This window comes from Paenibacillus sp. FSL K6-2393 (genome assembly GCF_038002545.1).
GTDB lineage: Bacteria > Bacillota > Bacilli > Paenibacillales > Paenibacillaceae > Paenibacillus.
On the sequence record NZ_JBBOCU010000001.1, the window covers coordinates 2,929,864 to 2,948,057 of the forward strand.

Annotated in this window: 19 protein-coding genes and 1 riboswitch; of the genes, 16 read left to right on the forward strand and 3 right to left on the reverse strand. The window is 44.9% G+C overall.

Annotated elements, in window-relative coordinates:
* Positions 1-5: 5 nt before the first annotated feature.
* The 10 genes from MHI14_RS12955 (at position 6) to MHI14_RS13000 (ending at position 8,715) form a co-directional block, all read left to right on the forward strand.
* Positions 6-404 carry a hypothetical protein gene (locus tag MHI14_RS12955; RefSeq protein ID WP_341130436.1) on the forward strand — a complete coding sequence of 133 codons (399 nt, stop codon included), beginning with the start codon at positions 6-8 and terminating at the stop codon, positions 402-404.
* On the forward strand, positions 401-952 hold the full coding sequence (locus MHI14_RS12960; protein WP_341130437.1) for a hypothetical protein: 552 nt from the start codon (positions 401-403) through the stop codon (positions 950-952). Before MHI14_RS12955 ends, MHI14_RS12960 begins: the two co-directional genes overlap by 4 nt.
* On the forward strand, positions 939-1,922 hold the full coding sequence (locus MHI14_RS12965) for a hypothetical protein (RefSeq protein ID WP_341130438.1): 984 nt from the start codon (positions 939-941) through the stop codon (positions 1,920-1,922). Before MHI14_RS12960 ends, MHI14_RS12965 begins: the two co-directional genes overlap by 14 nt.
* 138 nt (positions 1,923-2,060) lie before the next feature.
* Complete coding sequence (locus MHI14_RS12970) at positions 2,061-3,611, forward strand: ABC-F family ATP-binding cassette domain-containing protein (protein ID WP_341130439.1); 1,551 nt, start codon at positions 2,061-2,063, stop codon at positions 3,609-3,611.
* A gap of 75 nt (positions 3,612-3,686) precedes the next feature.
* A riboswitch (TPP riboswitch) is annotated at positions 3,687-3,796 on the forward strand.
* 226 nt (positions 3,797-4,022) lie between these two features.
* Complete coding sequence (locus tag MHI14_RS12975) at positions 4,023-4,685, forward strand: thiamine phosphate synthase (RefSeq protein WP_341130440.1); 663 nt, start codon at positions 4,023-4,025, stop codon at positions 4,683-4,685.
* A gap of 17 nt (positions 4,686-4,702) precedes the next feature.
* Entirely contained in the window at positions 4,703-5,875 is a 1,173-nt protein-coding gene (gene thiO / locus MHI14_RS12980; protein WP_341130441.1) for a glycine oxidase ThiO, read from the forward strand.
* Complete coding sequence (gene thiS / locus MHI14_RS12985; protein WP_133385191.1) at positions 5,872-6,075, forward strand: sulfur carrier protein ThiS; 204 nt, start codon at positions 5,872-5,874, stop codon at positions 6,073-6,075. The genes thiO and thiS overlap by 4 nt, the downstream gene beginning before the upstream one ends.
* Before the next feature lie 2 nt (positions 6,076-6,077).
* Positions 6,078-6,845 (forward strand): thiazole synthase, encoded by a 768-nt coding sequence (locus MHI14_RS12990; protein WP_289392812.1) that lies wholly within the window; start codon positions 6,078-6,080, stop codon positions 6,843-6,845.
* On the forward strand, positions 6,842-7,891 hold the full coding sequence (locus MHI14_RS12995; protein WP_249912474.1) for a ThiF family adenylyltransferase: 1,050 nt from the start codon (positions 6,842-6,844) through the stop codon (positions 7,889-7,891). Before MHI14_RS12990 ends, MHI14_RS12995 begins: the two co-directional genes overlap by 4 nt.
* A 119-nt stretch (positions 7,892-8,010) precedes the next feature.
* Positions 8,011-8,715, forward strand: a complete 705-nt coding sequence (locus tag MHI14_RS13000; RefSeq protein ID WP_091029364.1) for a response regulator transcription factor — start codon at positions 8,011-8,013, stop codon at positions 8,713-8,715.
* Between the two features lie 108 nt (positions 8,716-8,823).
* Here MHI14_RS13000 and MHI14_RS13005 read toward each other — a convergent pair whose 3' ends face one another.
* Positions 8,824-9,324 carry a C40 family peptidase gene (locus tag MHI14_RS13005; protein WP_249912476.1) on the reverse strand — a complete coding sequence of 167 codons (501 nt, stop codon included), beginning with the start codon at positions 9,322-9,324 and terminating at the stop codon, positions 8,824-8,826.
* 296 nt (positions 9,325-9,620) lie between these two features.
* Positions 9,621-10,262 carry a thiamine diphosphokinase gene (locus tag MHI14_RS13010; RefSeq protein WP_091029368.1) on the reverse strand — a complete coding sequence of 214 codons (642 nt, stop codon included), beginning with the start codon at positions 10,260-10,262 and terminating at the stop codon, positions 9,621-9,623.
* A 182-nt stretch (positions 10,263-10,444) separates the two neighbouring features.
* Between MHI14_RS13010 and MHI14_RS13015 the strand changes: the two genes are divergently transcribed.
* Both MHI14_RS13015 and MHI14_RS13020 read left to right on the forward strand, forming a co-directional pair.
* A complete protein-coding gene (locus MHI14_RS13015) occupies positions 10,445-11,146 on the forward strand; it encodes a trimeric intracellular cation channel family protein (RefSeq protein ID WP_091029371.1) in 702 nt (233 codons plus the stop codon).
* 1 nt (position 11,147) lies between these two features.
* Positions 11,148-11,618 (forward strand): low molecular weight protein-tyrosine-phosphatase, encoded by a 471-nt coding sequence (locus tag MHI14_RS13020; protein WP_341130442.1) that lies wholly within the window; start codon positions 11,148-11,150, stop codon positions 11,616-11,618.
* 165 nt (positions 11,619-11,783) lie between these two features.
* Here the strand turns inward: MHI14_RS13020 and MHI14_RS13025 are convergent, their stop codons facing one another.
* Positions 11,784-12,518, reverse strand: coding sequence for an alpha/beta hydrolase (locus MHI14_RS13025; RefSeq protein WP_091029375.1), 735 nt, complete (start codon positions 12,516-12,518; stop codon positions 11,784-11,786).
* 256 nt (positions 12,519-12,774) lie between these two features.
* Between MHI14_RS13025 and pdhA the strand changes: the two genes are divergently transcribed.
* The 4 genes from pdhA (at position 12,775) to lpdA (ending at position 17,839) form a co-directional block, all read left to right on the forward strand.
* Positions 12,775-13,842 carry a pyruvate dehydrogenase (acetyl-transferring) E1 component subunit alpha gene (pdhA, locus tag MHI14_RS13030; RefSeq protein ID WP_017688072.1) on the forward strand — a complete coding sequence of 356 codons (1,068 nt, stop codon included), beginning with the start codon at positions 12,775-12,777 and terminating at the stop codon, positions 13,840-13,842.
* Between the two features lie 101 nt (positions 13,843-13,943).
* Complete coding sequence (locus MHI14_RS13035) at positions 13,944-14,921, forward strand: alpha-ketoacid dehydrogenase subunit beta (protein ID WP_076210115.1); 978 nt, start codon at positions 13,944-13,946, stop codon at positions 14,919-14,921.
* A 176-nt stretch (positions 14,922-15,097) separates the two neighbouring features.
* A complete protein-coding gene (locus MHI14_RS13040; protein ID WP_150366714.1) occupies positions 15,098-16,420 on the forward strand; it encodes a dihydrolipoamide acetyltransferase family protein in 1,323 nt (440 codons plus the stop codon).
* A 3-nt stretch (positions 16,421-16,423) separates the two neighbouring features.
* Positions 16,424-17,839, forward strand: a complete 1,416-nt coding sequence (gene lpdA / locus MHI14_RS13045) for a dihydrolipoyl dehydrogenase (RefSeq protein ID WP_036613658.1) — start codon at positions 16,424-16,426, stop codon at positions 17,837-17,839.
* Positions 17,840-18,194: the final 355 nt, after the last annotated feature.

The window sequence follows — 18,194 nt, forward strand, 5'->3', positions numbered from 1 at the left end:
TTAACATGTCCCGGAATACACAGCATCTCATGTTGTTTTGTACGGCGGTTGTCCTGTTTGTGACAGCCTGCCTGTACGGGCAACAGAATGTTAAGATTTTATCAGCGGCCTTGAACGACAGAGTACAGACAACAGCAGGCATGGAAGGTCGGCTGACAACAACACTGCATACCACCAATCCGTCCCGGTATAGTGGTGCGGAAGTGTTGCATACCGTGAGACAGATGACAGGCACAGGCATTCCTGTAGAGGTAGACGGAACTTCCAATGTGATCGACCCACTTGTCAGCAAAACAGCGACTATTCCTGTCCAGCTCTATGTTACCTACAGACCAGAGTTTATACGAAATGAAACTGGAGAACTGCTCAAGATTGTTTTTTGGAAGGAGACCAGTGTGAATTGATTAATGACGCATCCAAGCTGCTTGCCGTATTGCTCGCAGTCCTTCTGCTCTATGTGTACCCAACTGCTGAAACAGCTGATCGGCAGGATGATATAACACGTATGACGGCTGTTCAGAATGTAACACGTTTTGTTGATGCTGTCCGAACGAAAGGATATATTTCACCTCGAATGTTGGCTGAGTTTGAGGAGCAACTGGCCCAGACGGGCAATCTGTATGAGGTGTCGATGGAACATTTACATAAGAAATATGTACCTCATTATACAGACCCGATGGACAATAACAGTTTTACCGGGACCTATGAGGTAGTGCAGGATGGATATTATGAAGCTCAGATTCGAGAAAGACTATTCCCATCCTCAGGTGTGATACCGGTTGATGATCCTGGCCGAAGATATACGTTGACGACAGGGGATTTTTTCACCGTGACGCTCCAAAATACAAATCGTACACCTTCCATGCTCATTCGTGAATGGTTGAGTGGCACGGCTCAGGCTTCAGCAGTATTTGTAACATACGGAGGTATGGTCCTCAATGAAGATTACTGAGCTATCCATTGTATTTGTGCTGATCTTCTTCCCGCTCTTCTGGATCATCTCACTCCATACCCAAGATGCCGAAGAGGCTCAATATCTTGGTCAACGATACAGATCTGCACTTCAAACCGCAGTCATGGATGCAGGTGCAGTCATGCATCAGAATGAGAAACAAAATGATGAAGCAGGTTATGATTTAACCAAATTTGTTAAAGCGGATAAAGAGCTTGCCTTGTTAACATTTACTCAGACGATGGCTTTGAATATGGGGATTCAGGATGATCCCGCAGCTATTCAAAACATGTTTAATTACATTCCTGCCGTGGTTATTCTGGATTATGATGGCTATTATATGTTGTCCACAGAAACAGAGATGACGGGTAACCGTGAAGATTCTTTCAGGCAAGTGTGGAGCCCCAAGAAACCTTATACATATTCAGATTCTAATGGTAACAGTATTAACTTTACACTGGACGACTACGTATATGCCTATGACGCAAACGCAGGGAAATGGATTGAAGGATTTCAAAAAGAACTGGCCTCAAGCACACAGATTCCTTTACTTCAGAATACCAGCGTATTTGAACAAGTTAGACAAAGCCGGATTGTGACTACTGTGCAGGATGATCTGGCTGATGTGATTAACCGCCATAATGAGTTTGCCAGAAAGAACGGTATTTCCTATACGTTCACGATGCCCCTGGTTGCGCAGGAAGATTGGTACAACTCCATTAACGATACAGGGATTATGGCCTTTATCCAAGGTATAGGTGTGGGTGACCAGAAGATCAACAATTATGCGATCGGTGGAGGCAGACTTGTGAAGAAAACGGCCATCGTAGGTGGGGTAGATCCTTTAACGGGTATCAGGTACTATTACCCCTCCACATGTGGTAATGGTTACCGTGCTGAAGAGGTGTTCACAGACGCAAGACAAGCAGCTGCGCAAGGCTATTTCGAATATAAATGCTCTAATCGTTAGGGTAGCCTGTATGACAAAATCATGTAAGAGGTTCTTGAACTGTTTACATTACTTTCAGAAAAGACGGGACCTGTGCTAGAATAGGGTTTCGGAACAATAACAAAAGTAATGTCTAATAGATAGGAGCAACCTCATCTTATGAGTTTATTGTCAGTAGAGAACGTAAGTCACAATTTTGGAGATCGCACGTTATTTAAAAATGTATCATTTCGTTTACTTGCCGGAGAGCGCGTAGGACTTGTTGGTGCCAATGGTGTGGGTAAATCCACATTAATGAACATCCTTACCGGTAAATTGCTTAAAGATAGTGGAAAAGTGGAATGGACACCTAAGGTCCGTTATGGATATCTGGATCAGCACACGAAGCTTACCCCAGGCAAAACCATTCGTGACGTGCTTAAGGATGCATTCCTTCCGTTGCTTGAATTGGAAAAAGAAATGATGAATATTACGGACCAGATGGCAGATGCAGATCCAGATAAGCTCGAGCAGTTGCTGGAAGAGATGGGCAATATTCAGGAACAACTGGAACAGGGCGATTTTTATCTGATTGACGTAAAAGTGGAAGAGATGGCCAATGGTCTTGGTTTGTCCGCAATTGGTCTTGATCGGGATGTCGCAGCTCTAAGTGGTGGACAACGTACCAAGGTGCTTCTTGCCAAGCTTCTGCTAGAGAAACCTACAGCTCTTTTGCTGGATGAGCCGACCAACTATCTGGATGTAGAGCACATTGAATGGCTGTCACGTTACCTGAAGGACTACCCGCACGCGTTTCTCTTAATCTCCCATGACACGGAATTCATGAATGAAGTCGTAAATGTCATTTATCATTTGGAATTTGCCAAATTAACGAGATATGCAGCGAACTATAACAAGTTCCTCGAGATGGCTGATATGAATAAAGCCCAGCATATTGATGCATATGAGAAGCAGCAAGAGTACATCAAGAAGCAGGAAGATTTCATTCAGCGTAACAAGGCACGTGCTTCAACTTCAGGTCGAGCGAAGAGCCGTGAGAAACAGCTGGACAGAATTGAACGTATTGATCGTCCAGATGAAGCAGCCAAACCAACGTTCAAATTCAAGGATGCCCGCGCGAGCAGCAAAACGGTCTTTGAGGGCATTGATTTTGAAATTGGATATACGTATCCTTTGCTGCCTAAGATGACAATGACAATCGAACGTGGTGAGAAAATTGCCATCGTAGGTTGTAATGGTGTGGGTAAATCGACGCTGTTGAAAACCATCCTGGGCAAAATATCTCCACTCAGTGGAAAGACCTTTTTGGGAGATTATCTCGAAACGGCCTATTTTGAGCAGGAAGTTCGTGCTGGGAATATCACGCCGATTGAGGATGTCTGGAATGAGTTTTCACATTTGACCCAGAATGAGGTCCGGGGTCATCTCGCTCGCTGCGGGTTGAAAAATGAGCACATTACCCGTCCGCTTAACATGCTGAGTGGTGGAGAGCAAGCCAAGGTTCGTTTATGCAAACTCTTGATGCGTGAAAGCAACTGGATTTTATTCGATGAGCCGACAAACCATCTCGATGTCACAGCCAAAGCGGAGTTGCAGCGTGCTTTGCAAGAATTCAAGGGAACGGTGTTACTGGTATCTCATGAACCTGATTTCTACGAGGGTTGGGTCACCAAAACATGGAATGTCGAAGAGTGGTCTGAGAAAAACTAGATGATCTAAGACAATGTTTAACAGAAATGACGGTGACAAAAAAATCCGTCTATGGTAACATAGGCTACAACTTCATATGAACACTAGGGGGGCCGCACGATGCGGCTGAGATGGAAGAATGCGATTCCGGACCCTTTGCACCTGATCTGGATCATACCAGCGTAGGGAAGTGGCGAGCGCGTTTCAGTGAATGACGTGAGCAAACGGCAACTCTTAAGGATTTCAACCGTCTGCTTAACGAATTGAAACATGCAGTTGCGTGTATAACGTTATGGCTATAAGGTCTATAGCTTTATTGCACGAAATGAACTGTATGTATCAGTCAGTCATCTGGTTCTATAATTAATACGCAGCCACTCCCCTACGGGAGTGGCTTTTTTGTGTTTTCATAGCATTCAAGTTTGGAAGGAGATGAACAGTACGGTAATTTCTCATGAACATGTTCAAGAATCATTTGAATTGCATGTTGTATCTACGGGTGCAGGGGATCAGGCAGCTTTTGTAAAAGCTGCAAAGGACGTTTGGCCTTTGGTGGACTATATTCAAATACGAGAAAAACAACTCACATGGCAAGACAAGATCGGTTGGGCTCAAAGTCTGCGTAGCGTTGGCATTCCATCTTGCCGCATTGTTATCAATAGTTCAGAACTGCCTCCACAGAATGACATTTATGGCGGTGTACATTGGGGGCAAGATGCGATACGAAATTATAACCCTGCTGTTATAAGCAATGTGCAGCGCCTTCGTCTGGGTGTATCTGTTCATTCAATCGATGAGGCAAAAATCGCTGAAGAACGGGGAGCCGATTATCTTTTCTTCGGGCATGTCTACTCAACCAACAGTAAGCCTGATCTTGACCCCAGAGGATTACATGCTCTTGCTGAAGTGTGCAGGCGTGTCTCCATTCCTGTCATGGCGATTGGGGGTATCGGACCGGGAAACATTCACGCTATTCGCTCTGCAGGGGCACAGGGAGTCGCCGTGATCTCGAATGTATGGGCGAGCGAGTCACCGGATCGGGCGGCTGCATTATTAAGGCAGGCTATCGTTGCTACAGAAAGTCTGAGTCCCTGAATCAAGGAGATGAGAGGATGAAAGAGATCGTTATTGATAAACCAGATAAGTTTCATGCAGAAACGATTATTGTAGGTGGAGGCGTTGTTGGTTGTGCTATCGCTTATGAGCTTGCTTCCCGTGGACAGGATGTGCTGTTGCTGGAGCGTTCGGCGATTGCAGGAGGCACTTCTTGCGCGGCGGCTGGAATGCTGGCGGCAGACAGTGAGGATTTTGCTCATCCTTTGATGGCTAAGCTTGCCAGACAGAGTAGACAGTTACTTATCGAGCAACAGGTGCTAATGGCTACACTCAGTGAGGTAGAGACTGGCCTGCAACGCCAGGGATTCCTAACTCCTTTTCGTTCATACAGTGAATTAAGTAGTTATAAGGACAATCGGAAGTCTGCGTTGTCTGCTTCTGCTGATGAGGTATGGTGGGATCGTTCCGTTGTGCAACAGGAGGCATCATGGCTTAACAGAGATACGTATGGAGCCTACTACAGACCTTACGAGAGTGAGATTCTTCCAGTCCATCTAACGAAGGCATATGCTGAATCCGCTCAAGCATTGGGAGCACGGGTTATGGAGGACATACAGGATATACGTGTGCAAGCAAACGAACTTGGCGTGCAGGGAATCACCACATCGATCGGTGAGATGAGATGCAAACATGTCATTATAGCGGCTGGATTACAGAGTGAAGAGTTAATGAGACATGTGAATCTGAGCATGCCTGTGTGGTCGGTAAAAGGAGAAATAGCCGCCGTTCAGTTCTCAGATGAACATGCAGGGTACAGACCTGACAGAACGGTGTATGCAGAGGATATCTATATTGTTCCCAAAGCCAATGGCGAAGTTTGGCTCGGGGCAACCAGTCTGCCAGGCAGAACGGATCTTAACGTTTCTGTACAGGGTGTCCAGAAGCTGCTAACAGCGGCTACCCACTGGGTACCTGGGATGAAAGAAGCACAATTTATGCGAGCGTGGGCAGGCGTAAGACCGGCAACTCCAGATGGACTGCCTTATATAGGTGCTTGCAAGAGTATACCAGGGCTGTTCGCCGCCTTTGGGCATTACCGCAACGGTATCTTGCTTAGTGCGATAACAGGCAGGCTTATCGCTGAGTTGCTCGCTGGCAAAAGCTCAGAAGAACTCGGAATTGAGGCGCTGAGTCCGGAGCGATTGAACAGAAAGGGAGTGGTGCAGTGAATATCATCGTTAATGGTCAACGGATGGAGATTGAAGACAGATTGAATCGTGTGGATAAACTGCTTAAATCTTTTGATCTGCAAGTCAAGACTGTAGTTGTAGAGCTGAACAAGCATATTTTAACCCGTGAGTATCATGAGTCAACGGCATTAAGAGAAGGCGATCGAATTGAGATTGTACATTTTGTAGGAGGCGGTTGATGATGTTGAATATTGGTAAATATACGTTTGAGTCCAGATTGTTGCTTGGAACAGGCAAGTTTTCGGATCTGGAAGTGCAAAGTCAGGCTGTGGAAGCATCTGAAACGGAAGTTTTAACCTTTGCTGTTCGTCGTCTGAATCTGGAGGAGCGCAACCAGAAGCATTTCCTGGATACGTTGGATCTGGACAAATACACTCTTCTTCCGAATACGGCTGGAGCTTCCAATGCGGAAGAGGCGGTGCGAATTGCCGAGCTTGCGCGGGCTTCAGGACTTTGTGATATGATAAAAGTCGAAGTCATCGGAGATGGAATGACGTTACTCCCAGATCCGATTGAAACGTACAAGGCTTGCGAAATTTTGCTTGAAAAGGGCTTCACGGTATTGCCTTATATTTCGGATGATGTCATTCTGGCCAAAAGGCTACAATTGCTTGGCGTACATGCTGTAATGCCTGGCGCTTCTCCTATCGGAGCTGGCAGAGGCATCATCAATCCCTATAACCTTGAGATCATCATTGAGCAGGCTGTTGTACCTGTAATTGTGGATGCAGGATTACGCTCCCCAAAAGATGCTGCTTATGCGATGGAACTTGGTGCAGATGGCGTATTGTTAAATACAGCCGTATCCGGATCAGGGGATCCAGTGAGCATGGCTAAAGCGATGCGATTGGGGGTAGAAGCGGGTAGATTGGCATATGAGGCAGGCATGATTCCCGTAAAGCGTTATGCAGCAGCCAGTAGTCCGGTGGAAGGAATGGTTCATACATGACAGATCAAATAACATCTTCCGAGCAGGCCGATCGTTATTCCAGACAGGAACGTTACGCGCCACTTGGCAAGGAAGGCCAGGCCAGATTAAAGGGCAGCAGAGTTTTAATTGTAGGCGCTGGCGCACTCGGAACAGGAATTGCAGAAACGTTAGTTCGTTCAGGAGTTGGACACTTAACAATTGTGGATCGTGATTATGTGGAGTGGAGTAACCTGCAGCGACAGCAATTATATGTAGAACAGGACGCGATTGAACGGATGCCGAAGGCGATGGCAGCGGAAAAACGGTTATCTGCCATTAATTCCACGGTTCATGTGGAAGGGAAAGTGTTGGATGTCAGAGTAGATGAATTGGAAGAACTCGTTCAGCATACCGACTTGATCATGGATGCAACGGATAACTTTGATACGCGATTACTCATTAACGATATGGCACAGAAACACCGTATTCCCTGGATTTATGGTGGATGCGTAGGTAGTTACGGCATCACCTATACGTTTATGCCTGGAGATACGCCATGTTTAAATTGTTTGCTGGGTGAAGTCCCTCTGGGAGGAGATACATGTGATACGTCTGGTATCATACCTCAAGCGGTACAGATGGTAACGGCAAATCAGACAGCAGAAGCGATGAAGTTACTTAGTGGCAATGCCAATGCATTGAGACGTAAGTTATTGTCATTTGACGTGTGGAGGAACGAATACATATCCATCAATGTGGATGGTGCGAAAAAGCAAGACTGTCCTTCCTGCGGCACTTCGGCAACATATCCATATCTTTCTGCGTCCAATCTGGAGAAAACCGATGTGTTATGTGGCAGGGACACCGTTCAGATCCGACCTGCACGGCGTATGAATCTGGATCTTCAACATACGGCGGAACGTCTGAACAGGCTTCAAGAAGGAAAAGTGGAATCCAATCCGTTTCTGGTTTCTTTTACAACAGGAGTCCATAGAATGGTTATTTTCCAAGATGGACGTGTCCTCGTACACGGAACAAAAGACACAGCTGAAGCACGTACGCTCGTCCATCGCTACTTTGGTTAAAGCAAGAAAGAAGCAAAGTCTGTTCCCTTGAGGGAATGGACTTTTTCATTTTACGGCATGCTATCTGTACCAACCATTGCTGCGAGCAGTGGGGATAGAGACAGGCCGGGTGAAAAAGAGTGAAAACAGTCATTTTGCTGATTGGAGCAGGAGAACAGGTCAGCCTAATTCAGGATATTTTATGTAGCGAAGGGTATGAGGTGCAACGAATGAAGTGGTCCCAACTAAACCAATCCGTCGAGCCTTCGTTGCTGCATATTAAACTGATCATCCTGGTAGACCGGGAAGAGGGAAATGAACATTGTGGCCAGGATCAGAAATTAGAGTTAAAACGATGGGTAGATAAGGGTCAGGTTATACCTCTACTGGTTATTACTTCAAATGCATCTCCTCAGTTCATCGTGGAATGGCTGGATTACGGAGCTAATGACGTGATGGAGGAACCGATCCACTTAACCGTGATGCTTGCCAGAATACGAAATTTATTGCGTGTTTTTGCGAATGCAACACCAGAGGGTGAGGAAGTAATTGTAGTTCATGATCTTAAAGTCAATTTGCGTTCAAGAAGGGTAAGTCGTACGGGTGAATACCTGACATTAACGCCAAAAGAGTACGAATTGCTGGAATTCCTGGCCCTGCATGTAAATGAAGCATGTACCCGGAGTGATATTTTGCGGGAAGTATGGGGATATGAGTATGCGATGGATACCAACGTTGTGGATGTGTATATCAAACATCTAAGGGTTAAGGTGGATAAGGGAAGAAGTGTGAAACTGATTCATACGGTGCGTGGGATCGGTTACATGCTTCATGATAAAAATTAGATGTATCACCGAATTCCATGAAACTCCAGTTTAGACTGTGGCGAAAAAAGGGTAAATAAAAAGACCGGAACATATCGTCCGGCCTTTACTTATTAGCAATATATAATTCTAAAGTACACGACGAGCTTTAACATACGTTCTCTTCCAAGTACCAGAGTCCAGATCAGAGAGGGTTACGCCTGGAGATCCATACGTATGCAGAATCTTACCATTTCCCGCATAAACGCCTACGTGAGTGACATTAGAACCGGTAGACCGGCTACCACTTGAGAAGAATACCAGATCTCCGACACGCAGATTAGCTTTAGTCACAGCTTTACCTTCTTTGGATTGTTTCACGGAAGTGCGCGGCAAATCTACACCATACTTTTTGAAAATATATTTCATAAAAGAAGAACAGTCAAAAACTTTGGTTGTTGATGTTGAAGCACCAAATTTATATGGAGTTCCAGTAAATTGTTTACCATAGTTAACAATCTGTTGACCTGTGGATACAGAAGCAGTTGCTGCCTGTGCAACAGGTGCGTTAGTCATTAATACAGCTCCAAAACCTAGTGTAGCGCACAACCCGACGGTTACGGCCTTTTGGACAAAGATGTTTGTTTTCATGTTAGTTAGTACCTCCAAAATTCGTTTTCGTTAAGTTGCTAGAGCGAGTATAACAGCTTTGTAACAGCCTAGAAATTGGATAGGGAAGTGTAATCCCTTGCGCCACAATGGTTTGGGTATGTTTATTAAAATATGATTAAAAATGTCAAAAAATTAATCATTGACGGACGAAGAATAAAGATGAAACAACAAAGACCCTTGAATATCAAGGGTCTTTGTTATGTGTGAACCTATTTTCTTCATTCAATCACTGGTTACAAAAACGTAATAAATAACTATGAAGCATTCGAATAGATTCAATCTTTGCTCTGAATTATCAGTAATAAGCCACTATCAATAGTGACTGTACCGGAGGAGCCTAAGAGCTTGTTGCTTACACCCAAGGATTGTCCCATGCGAATGGTGGCTTGATCTAGCGGATACATAAAACCATCTAGAGTTATTCCTGCAACTTCATGAGTCAAGGGCAGCAGAGAAACATATTTATAGTCTCGGTGTTCAACCACAGCTTTGGATGTGGTCAGTGTCATGTAGTTGTGTTTGTCCTGAATGGCACAGGAGATATGATGTTGCATCGCGCGAACCATGATATGTACATTAGCGAGAGTGTGATCCATACGTGTACCTGTAGCACCTAACATTAAGATGTGAGAAGGTTCGTAATCTAGCGCTGTCTCAAAAGCCATTTCTGTATCAGTAAGATCCTTATGAACAGGGTCACATGTAATGAACCGAATGCTATTGTTGCTTACAATGATACGTTCCTCTTCAGTAATGGAGTCGAAGTCTCCAACTGCAATGTGAGGCTGAATGCCGTGTTCAATTAAAAATAATGCACCGCGATCGGCCGCGATGATCATATCATCTTCTCGTATTTCCTGAAGTAATTCTACAGATAAGTTTCCGCCTGTAAAAATAACTATCCGTTTCACCGTCATTTTATTTCATCCTTCCTAATTCAGAGAAAAATAGTTCATTGTTCAAATATAATGTTGGAACCTGTACAAATATATTCACCAAACCAGTATAATCCACAAAATGTGGTTGCACAATTTCAGTGCTCGCGGATACAATGGGTAGAGCGACATGGAGATGACTTGAAAAGTGAGGTTTGAACAGGTTGGACTTACACATTTTTGAAGTATTCAGCATTATAGGCACTATCGCATTTGCAATGTCCGGTGCCTTCGTAGCAATGGAAGAGGAGTATGACATTCTGGGTGTACTAGTGCTTGGACTTGTCACGGCATTCGGAGGCGGGATTATCCGGAATGTACTTATAGGTATACCTGTAACGACACTGTGGAGTCAGGGATCACTTATTATGTTAGCCTTAGTATCTGTAGCGATTGCGTTTATATTGCCTCTCAAGTGGATAAGTCACTGGAAGCGAACAGAGGCGTTGTTTGATGCAATCGGACTCGCAGCATTTGCAATTCAAGGGGCGCTGTACGCGGCGAACATGGGACATCCTATTAGCGCAGTTATCGTTGCAGCAGTAATGACCGGTATTGGTGGAGGCGTTATTCGTGATGTGCTTGCGGGACGTAAACCGCTTGTATTGCGTGACGAAATTTATGCTGTATGGGCAATGACAGCCGGTTTTGTTATAGGTATGGGTTGGTTAACAACGAATGCCGGATTATTATTTTGTTTCGCGGCCGTTGTGTTCTTCCGGATGTGTTCTGTACATTATAAATGGAAACTGCCACGTCGTTCGTTGGTGCCATCTGAGACCGGGAACGTCACTCCTCAGCCGGAGAGCATTGTGACACAGCCAACATCGTCGGTACTGCAAGGTACGTTAAGCAAGGGGGATTAATATGATTAATGTTTTGTTTGTATGTCTGGGCAATATATGTAGATCACCAATGGCTGAAGCCGTTTTGCGTCACAAAGTCCTGGAGAAGGGGCTTGAACACCAGATTCGTGTGGACTCAGCGGGTACAGGGGACTGGCATGTTGGTAAACCTCCGCATGAAGGGACTCGAAAATTGCTGGATTCGTACCAGATTTCTTATGCCAACATGGCAGCAAGACAGTTCGCCAGCGAAGACTTTACTCAATTTGATTACATTGTGTGTATGGACAATTCCAATGCAGATAATGTGCGCAACGTTCCAGGCGGAGCTGAGGCGGACATCATCAAGTTCATGGACATGCTTCCCAAGGAAAAACTCAGAGAAGTACCTGACCCGTATTACACAGGCAATTTTGAAGAGGTGTACGAGCTGGTTAACGCAGGCTGCGATGTTCTGTTGAGAAAGATTGAAGTGGAACATTCCTTAGCTTAAAAAGTAAACGAAATTCATGCTTAATTTGTAATCGGGCAAAGAAGCAGGATTAGAGCACTTAAAGCAAGCAGGATATCCTGCTTCTTTTTCAGATTACAATTGTAAGCGGTATCATTAAAATGAAAAACAATAGCGGCATTTCAGCCGCCTGTTAATGTGGTCCTTTTATCTCTCCTGGAGAAAATAAAGTAATGCTTCGGGCAATTCCTTCTGCCAAAAGCCCCATTGGTGTTTTCCGTCTTTCTCTTGATAGGAGACGAGGGCACCACGTTTTTCCAGCAATTCTCGAGTATCCCGGTTTAATTGAACAAAATCATACGTACCGGTATCTGCCTTAAAGGCAGTTTCCTGTAAACCAACGATCATCCAGATCGAGAGCCAAGACAGATCTTCAGCTGCGGCATAGATTTCTTGTGAAGCAGAGTAGAAGGCACCAGACATGCTGATGACACGTGTGAACAGATCCGGATATAACAGAGCAAGATGAAGCGAAACACTGCCACCAAGCGAGTCTCCGGCAAGAATGCGTTCCTGCGGAGAACGGCGCACAGGATATTTCTCTTCTATATAGGGAATAATCTCTTCAGCGAAGCAAGCGGTATATGCCTTGAACCGATCTCCGAATGGAGCATATTCCTGCGTTCTCACAGACACATCGACCTGAACCCCTACAATAATGAAAGGTTCGGCTCCTTCGTCCAGAATAATTTGGTTAGCTGTTGTAGCAATTCGTCCGAAATTAAAAAATTCTTCGCCATCCTGACAATATACGACAGGGTAGCTAAGTAATTCGTTATAGCCCGGAGGGAGGTAAATACGGAGCGTTCGCTTCTCTCCGAGATAGCGACTTTCAATCTCTTCCTTCACAATCGTGCGTTTCAAATAGCGGGAATCCGTCATAAAACGTCACCTTTCTCGGTTAATTTTTTGCATTCGACCGCGCAATACGGTAAGATTACCCTTGTGCGGGGTTAGGTCAAACACGCAATCATGTATTATGCTGTTATACCAATATTAATCCCCTGTTATACATACAATCCGGCAGGAAACATAAAAAAATTACGGATTTCTTTGACGTATGGAGTGAAACAGGTGTATAATAATATTATAACAGCGGAACTTGATATTCAAATTTTTTGTTGAGGTGAAGAAAAAAATGAGCAAGGTTCCTTATGAAGTGTATACAGAGGATGTAGAAGCTCTGTCCGTGCTGTCTCCTGACGGCGAAATTGTTAACAAAGACATGATGCCTACACTTTCCGATGATCAATTAAAAGAAATTATGTACCGCATGGTATTTACCCGTACTTGGGATGACCGTGCAGTAAACCTGGGCCGTCAAGGTCGTCTTGGTTTCTATGCTCCAGTATCTGGTCAAGAAGCTACAATGGTTGGTAGTGAATTTGCAATTGAAAAAGAAGACTTTGTATGTCCTGGCTATCGTGACATTCCGCAACTCGTATGGCATGGACTTCCTCTTTATCAAGCATTCTTGTACTCCCGTGGACACCAACATGGTGGACAAATTCCAGATGGCGTTAATGTATTGATGCCACAAATCATCATTGGTGCACAAATTCTGCATGCAATGGGTATCGCTATGGGTTACAAATTGAAGAAACAAAAACAAGTTGTTATCACGTACACAGGTGATGGCGGTTCTTCTGAAGGTGACTTCTATGAAGGTCTGAACTACGCTGGTGTATACAAACTGCCTGTTATCTTCTTCGTACAAAACAATGGTTATGCCATCACAACTCCTTTTGCTAAACAAACAGCAGCTCTGTCCATCGCTCACAAAGCGGTAGCAGCAGGTATCAAAGGTGTTAAAGTTGACGGTATGGACATCTTCGCTGTTATCAAAGCTGTTCAGGAAGCTGCTGAGCGCGGACGTAACGGAGAAGGCGCAACATTGATCGAAGCAGTAACATACCGTTTCCGTCCTCACTCCCTTTCGGATGATGCTTCCAAGTATCGTACAAAAGAAGAAGAGGCAGAATGGTCTGCTAAAGATCCTATCGCACGTTTCGCTAAATATCTGGAGAAAAAAGGTCTTTGGACTGAAGAAGATACAGCACGTGTGAAAGAAGAAGCAAAAGCTAAAGTAAATGAAGAGATCAAAAAAGCGGAAAAAACCGAGAAAATGACGATTTCAGGCTTGATCGACAGCATGTTCGAACAAACGCCTAAGCACTTGGAAGAGCAAAAAGCTGATTTCCAATAAGTTTTTTCCGATAAAGCATAAACATCCGTGACTTTAATGTCCCGGTATACATGTACGAATTCAAATGTGAACTGTCAATGTTTAAGGAGGAAATGAAGCAAATGGCACAAATGAACATGAAAGAAGCAATCCGTGATGCGCTTCGCGTGGAGTTGAAACGTGATCCTAACGTTCTGCTTTTCGGTGAAGACGTAGGTAATGTAGGCGGCGTTTTCCGTGTAACGGAAGGTCTGCAAAAAGAGTTTGGCGAAGAGCGTGTATTTGATACACCACTGGCTGAGTCCGCTATTGGTGGTCTGGCTGTAGGTCTGGGTGTACAAGGCTTCCGTCCGGTTGCTGAGATCCAATTCGTTGGTTTTATCTTCGAAGCCCTTGACCAAATGGTAGTGCAAGCTGCTCGTATGCGTTTCCGCTCCGGTGGAAAATACAATTCTCCAATCGTATTCCGTACACCATTCGGTGGCGGTGTAAAAGCGGCAGAATTGCATACAGATTCCCTGGAAGGTCTGCTCACGCAAACACCAGGTATCAAAGTCGTTGTTCCTTCTAACCCTTACGATGCAAAAGGACTGATGATCGCTTCTATTCGCGATAACGATCCTGTATTCTTCATGGAGCACTTGAACTTGTACCATGCTTTCCGTGCAGAAGTGCCTGAAGAAGATTACGTTGTTGAGTTGGGTAAAGCGAACGTTGTTCGTGAAGGTTCTGATGTAACAATCATTACTTACGGTATGATGGTTCACACTTCTGTGAAAGCAGCAGATGAACTCGAAAAACAAGGAATCAAAGTTGAAGTTATCGACCTTCGTACGGTTAGCCCGATCGACATCGATACTATCGTTGCTTCCGTTAAGAAAACAAACCGTGCAATTGTTGTACAGGAAGCTCAAAAGAGCGCAGGTGTTGCAGCTGAAGTCATTGCCCAAATCAATGAAAAAGCAATCCTGCACTTGGAAGCACCGGTTCTGCGTGTAGCTGGTCCGGACACTGTATATCCATTTGCACAAATCGAAGATACATGGCTGCCTAACCCGGCACGTATCGTTGCTGCGGTTAACAAAGTCGTAAATTTCTAATTTAATCATCTGACATGCCGCAAGGCGCAGTATGGTGATTCACACCGCAGCGCAAGCTGCACTGTAAACAGCCATTAGCCCCTTGAGTAACAGTTATTTGCATTAGCAGTAACAGTTGTTTCTTGGAGTTAAGGGTTGTTTTCAGGATTGAGCACATAATCAAGGAGGTTTTTCAGTTGGCTAAATTTGAATATAAATTCCCTGAATTGGGCGAAGGCCTGCACGAAGGCGAAATCATCAAGATGCACATCAAAGTCGGTGACAAAGTAACTGACGACGACATCATCATGGAAGTACAGAACGACAAAGCGGTTGTAGAAGTACCTTGCCCGGTTAACGGAACAGTTACAGAAGTATTCGCTAAAGACGGTCAAGTCTGCCACGTTGGTGAAGTTGTAGCGATCATCGATGCAGAAGGCGAACTTCCTGAGCAAGACGACGCTCCTGCTGGTGATCAAGGCGAGCAAGAGAAAGATGCAGCTCAAGGCGGAGCTGACACAAGCGGTTCTTCTGCAGCAGCTTCCAGCTCTGATGCAGCTAAAGAAGGCGGCAACAACAGCGTTCCGGCAGTACCTGCCAAAGACGTTCTGGCAACACCAAGCGTGCGTAAATTTGCTCGCGAACAAGGTGTAGACATCGCACAGGTTAACGGCACTGGCAACAACGGTAAAGTAACCAAAGAAGATGTTGAATCCTTCAAAAACGGTGGCGGTTCTTCCGCAGCGGCATCTTCCGAAGCTCCGGCTCAAGAAGAGAAAAAATCCGCAGCACCAGCAGCGGCTGCAGCTGATCAATACCTTGAAGAAGAGCGCGTACCATTCAAAGGTATCCGTAAAGCAATCTCTAATGCGATGGTTAAATCGGCTTACACAGCACCTCACGTTACAATCATGGACGAAGTGGACGTAACTGAATTGGTTGCTTTCCGTACTCGCATGAAACCAATTGCAGAGAAAAAAGGAACAAAAGTTACTTATCTCCCATTCATCGTTAAAGCACTGGTTGCGGCTTCCCGCCAATTCCCGGCTCTGAACGCTATGATTGATGAAGAAGCTAACGAAATTGTTTACAAAAAATACTACAACATCGGTATCGCTACAGATACAGACAACGGCTTGATCGTTCCTGTTATCAAAGATGCTGATCGTAAATCCATCTGGATGATCGCTGATTCTATCCGTGATCTGGCTGCTCGTGGTCGTGACGGCAAATTGAGCGCGAATGAAATGAGAGGAAGCACAATCTCCATCAGTAACATTGGTTCTGCTGGCGGTATGTTCTTCACTCCAATCATCAACTTCCCTGAAGTTGCTATTCTCGGAACAGGACGCATCAGCGAAAAAGCAGTGATCAAAAACGGCGAAGTAGTTGCAGCACCTGTAATGGCTCTTTCCCTGAGCTTTGACCACCGTATCATCGATGGCGCAACAGCACAAAACTTTATGAATTACATTAAACAGCTGCTCGCTAACCCTGAGCTGCTTGTTATGGAGGTGTAAGATATGGTAGTAGGCGACGCTTCTCTCAATATCGACACATTAGTAATTGGTGCGGGTCCTGGTGGCTATGTAGCTGCCATCCGCGCTGCTCAACTGGGCCAAAGCGTATTGATCGTAGACAAATCCGAACTGGGCGGTGTTTGTTTGAACCGTGGATGCATTCCATCCAAAGCCCTGATCTCTGCTGCACACCAATATGAGTCTGCACTTCACGGTGAAGCTTTTGGTATCTCTGCTGAGAACGTAAAAGTGGACTTCAGCAAAACTCAAGAATTCAAAAACGGCGTTGTTAAGAAAATGACTGGCGGCGTAGCTGGTTTGCTCAAAGGCAACAAAGTTGAAGTTTTCAACGGTGAGTGCATGTTCATCAACGAAAACGAAGCTCGTGTATTTAATGACCACGAGTCTCCACGTTACAAATTTAAAAATGCAATTATTGCAACAGGTTCCCGTCCAATCGAACTGAAACCTTTCCCGTTTGGCGGACGCATTCTGTCTTCAACAGAAGCTCTGAACTTGCCTGAAGTACCAAAAAGCATGATCGTTATCGGTGGCGGATATATCGGTGCTGAGCTTGGTCAAATGTACTCCAAATTCGGTGCAAAAGTAACAATCATCGAAGGTCTGGATACAGTACTGCCAGGTTTCGATAAAGACATGACTAGCCTCGTGGCTAAAAACATGAAGAAAACAGGCATCGAAATCGTAACGGGTGCAAAAGCTGAAAGTGCTGAGCAAACGGATAAAGATGTAACTGTTAAGTACTCTGTAAATGGTGAGTCCAAAGAAGTAACTGCAGATTACCTGCTGGTAACTGTTGGACGTCGTCCAAACACAGATGGAGAACTGGGTCTCGACATGATTGGTGTTGACGTTGACGAGCGTGGATTTGTCAAAGTTGACCACCAAGGTCGTACCAGCATTCCTCACATCTTTGCTATCGGTGACATCGTATCTGGTCTGGCTCTGGCACACAAAGCTTCTTATGAAGGTAAAGTGGCTGCTGAAGCAATCGCAGGACAACCATCTGTAGTTGACTACAAATGTATGCCAGCTGTTGTGTTCACAGATCCAGAGTGTTCCAGCGTAGGTTACACTGAAAAAGAAGCTAAAGAAAAAGGTTACAAAGTAAAAGCAGGTAAATTCCCTTATGCGGGTAACGGCCGTGCTGTATCTTTGAACCACGCTGAAGGCTTCGTGAAAATCGTAGCTGACGAAGAAAGCGGCCTTGTATTGGGTTGCCAAATCGTAGGTCTGGAAGCTTCCAACCTGATTGCTGAGCTTGGTTTGGCAATTGAAATGGGCGCTACTTTGGAAGATCTGGCTCTCACAATTCACGCTCACCCAACTTTGGGCGAAATCGTGATGGAAGCTGCGGAATTGGTTATGGGTCACCCGATCCACATCATCTCCCGTTAAGATCATCTAGGCTTCGGACCCGTCCGGCATTATACGTATATCAGAAGAGACGAATGACGTTAACGCGTTATTCGTCTCTTTTTTCTGAGCAAGAGCCGAAAAATTTAAGATACTCGTGTATGTGATATGATGAAAATTTACACGCTCACAAGTTTTAGTGAATTGATTTTATCCAACAACACAATTGTGGTAGACTGTAGTAATGATCAGTTATGATGTGGCTCCAAGCCAATCACGGTCTATGTAATTAGTATTGAAGTTAAACTAATCTTTTACACGAGAACGTAGAGGACAGAAAGAACCTGAAGAAGCGGAGTGTTCGCCTTTATCCCCAGATTTTACCTTTGGAAAAGGA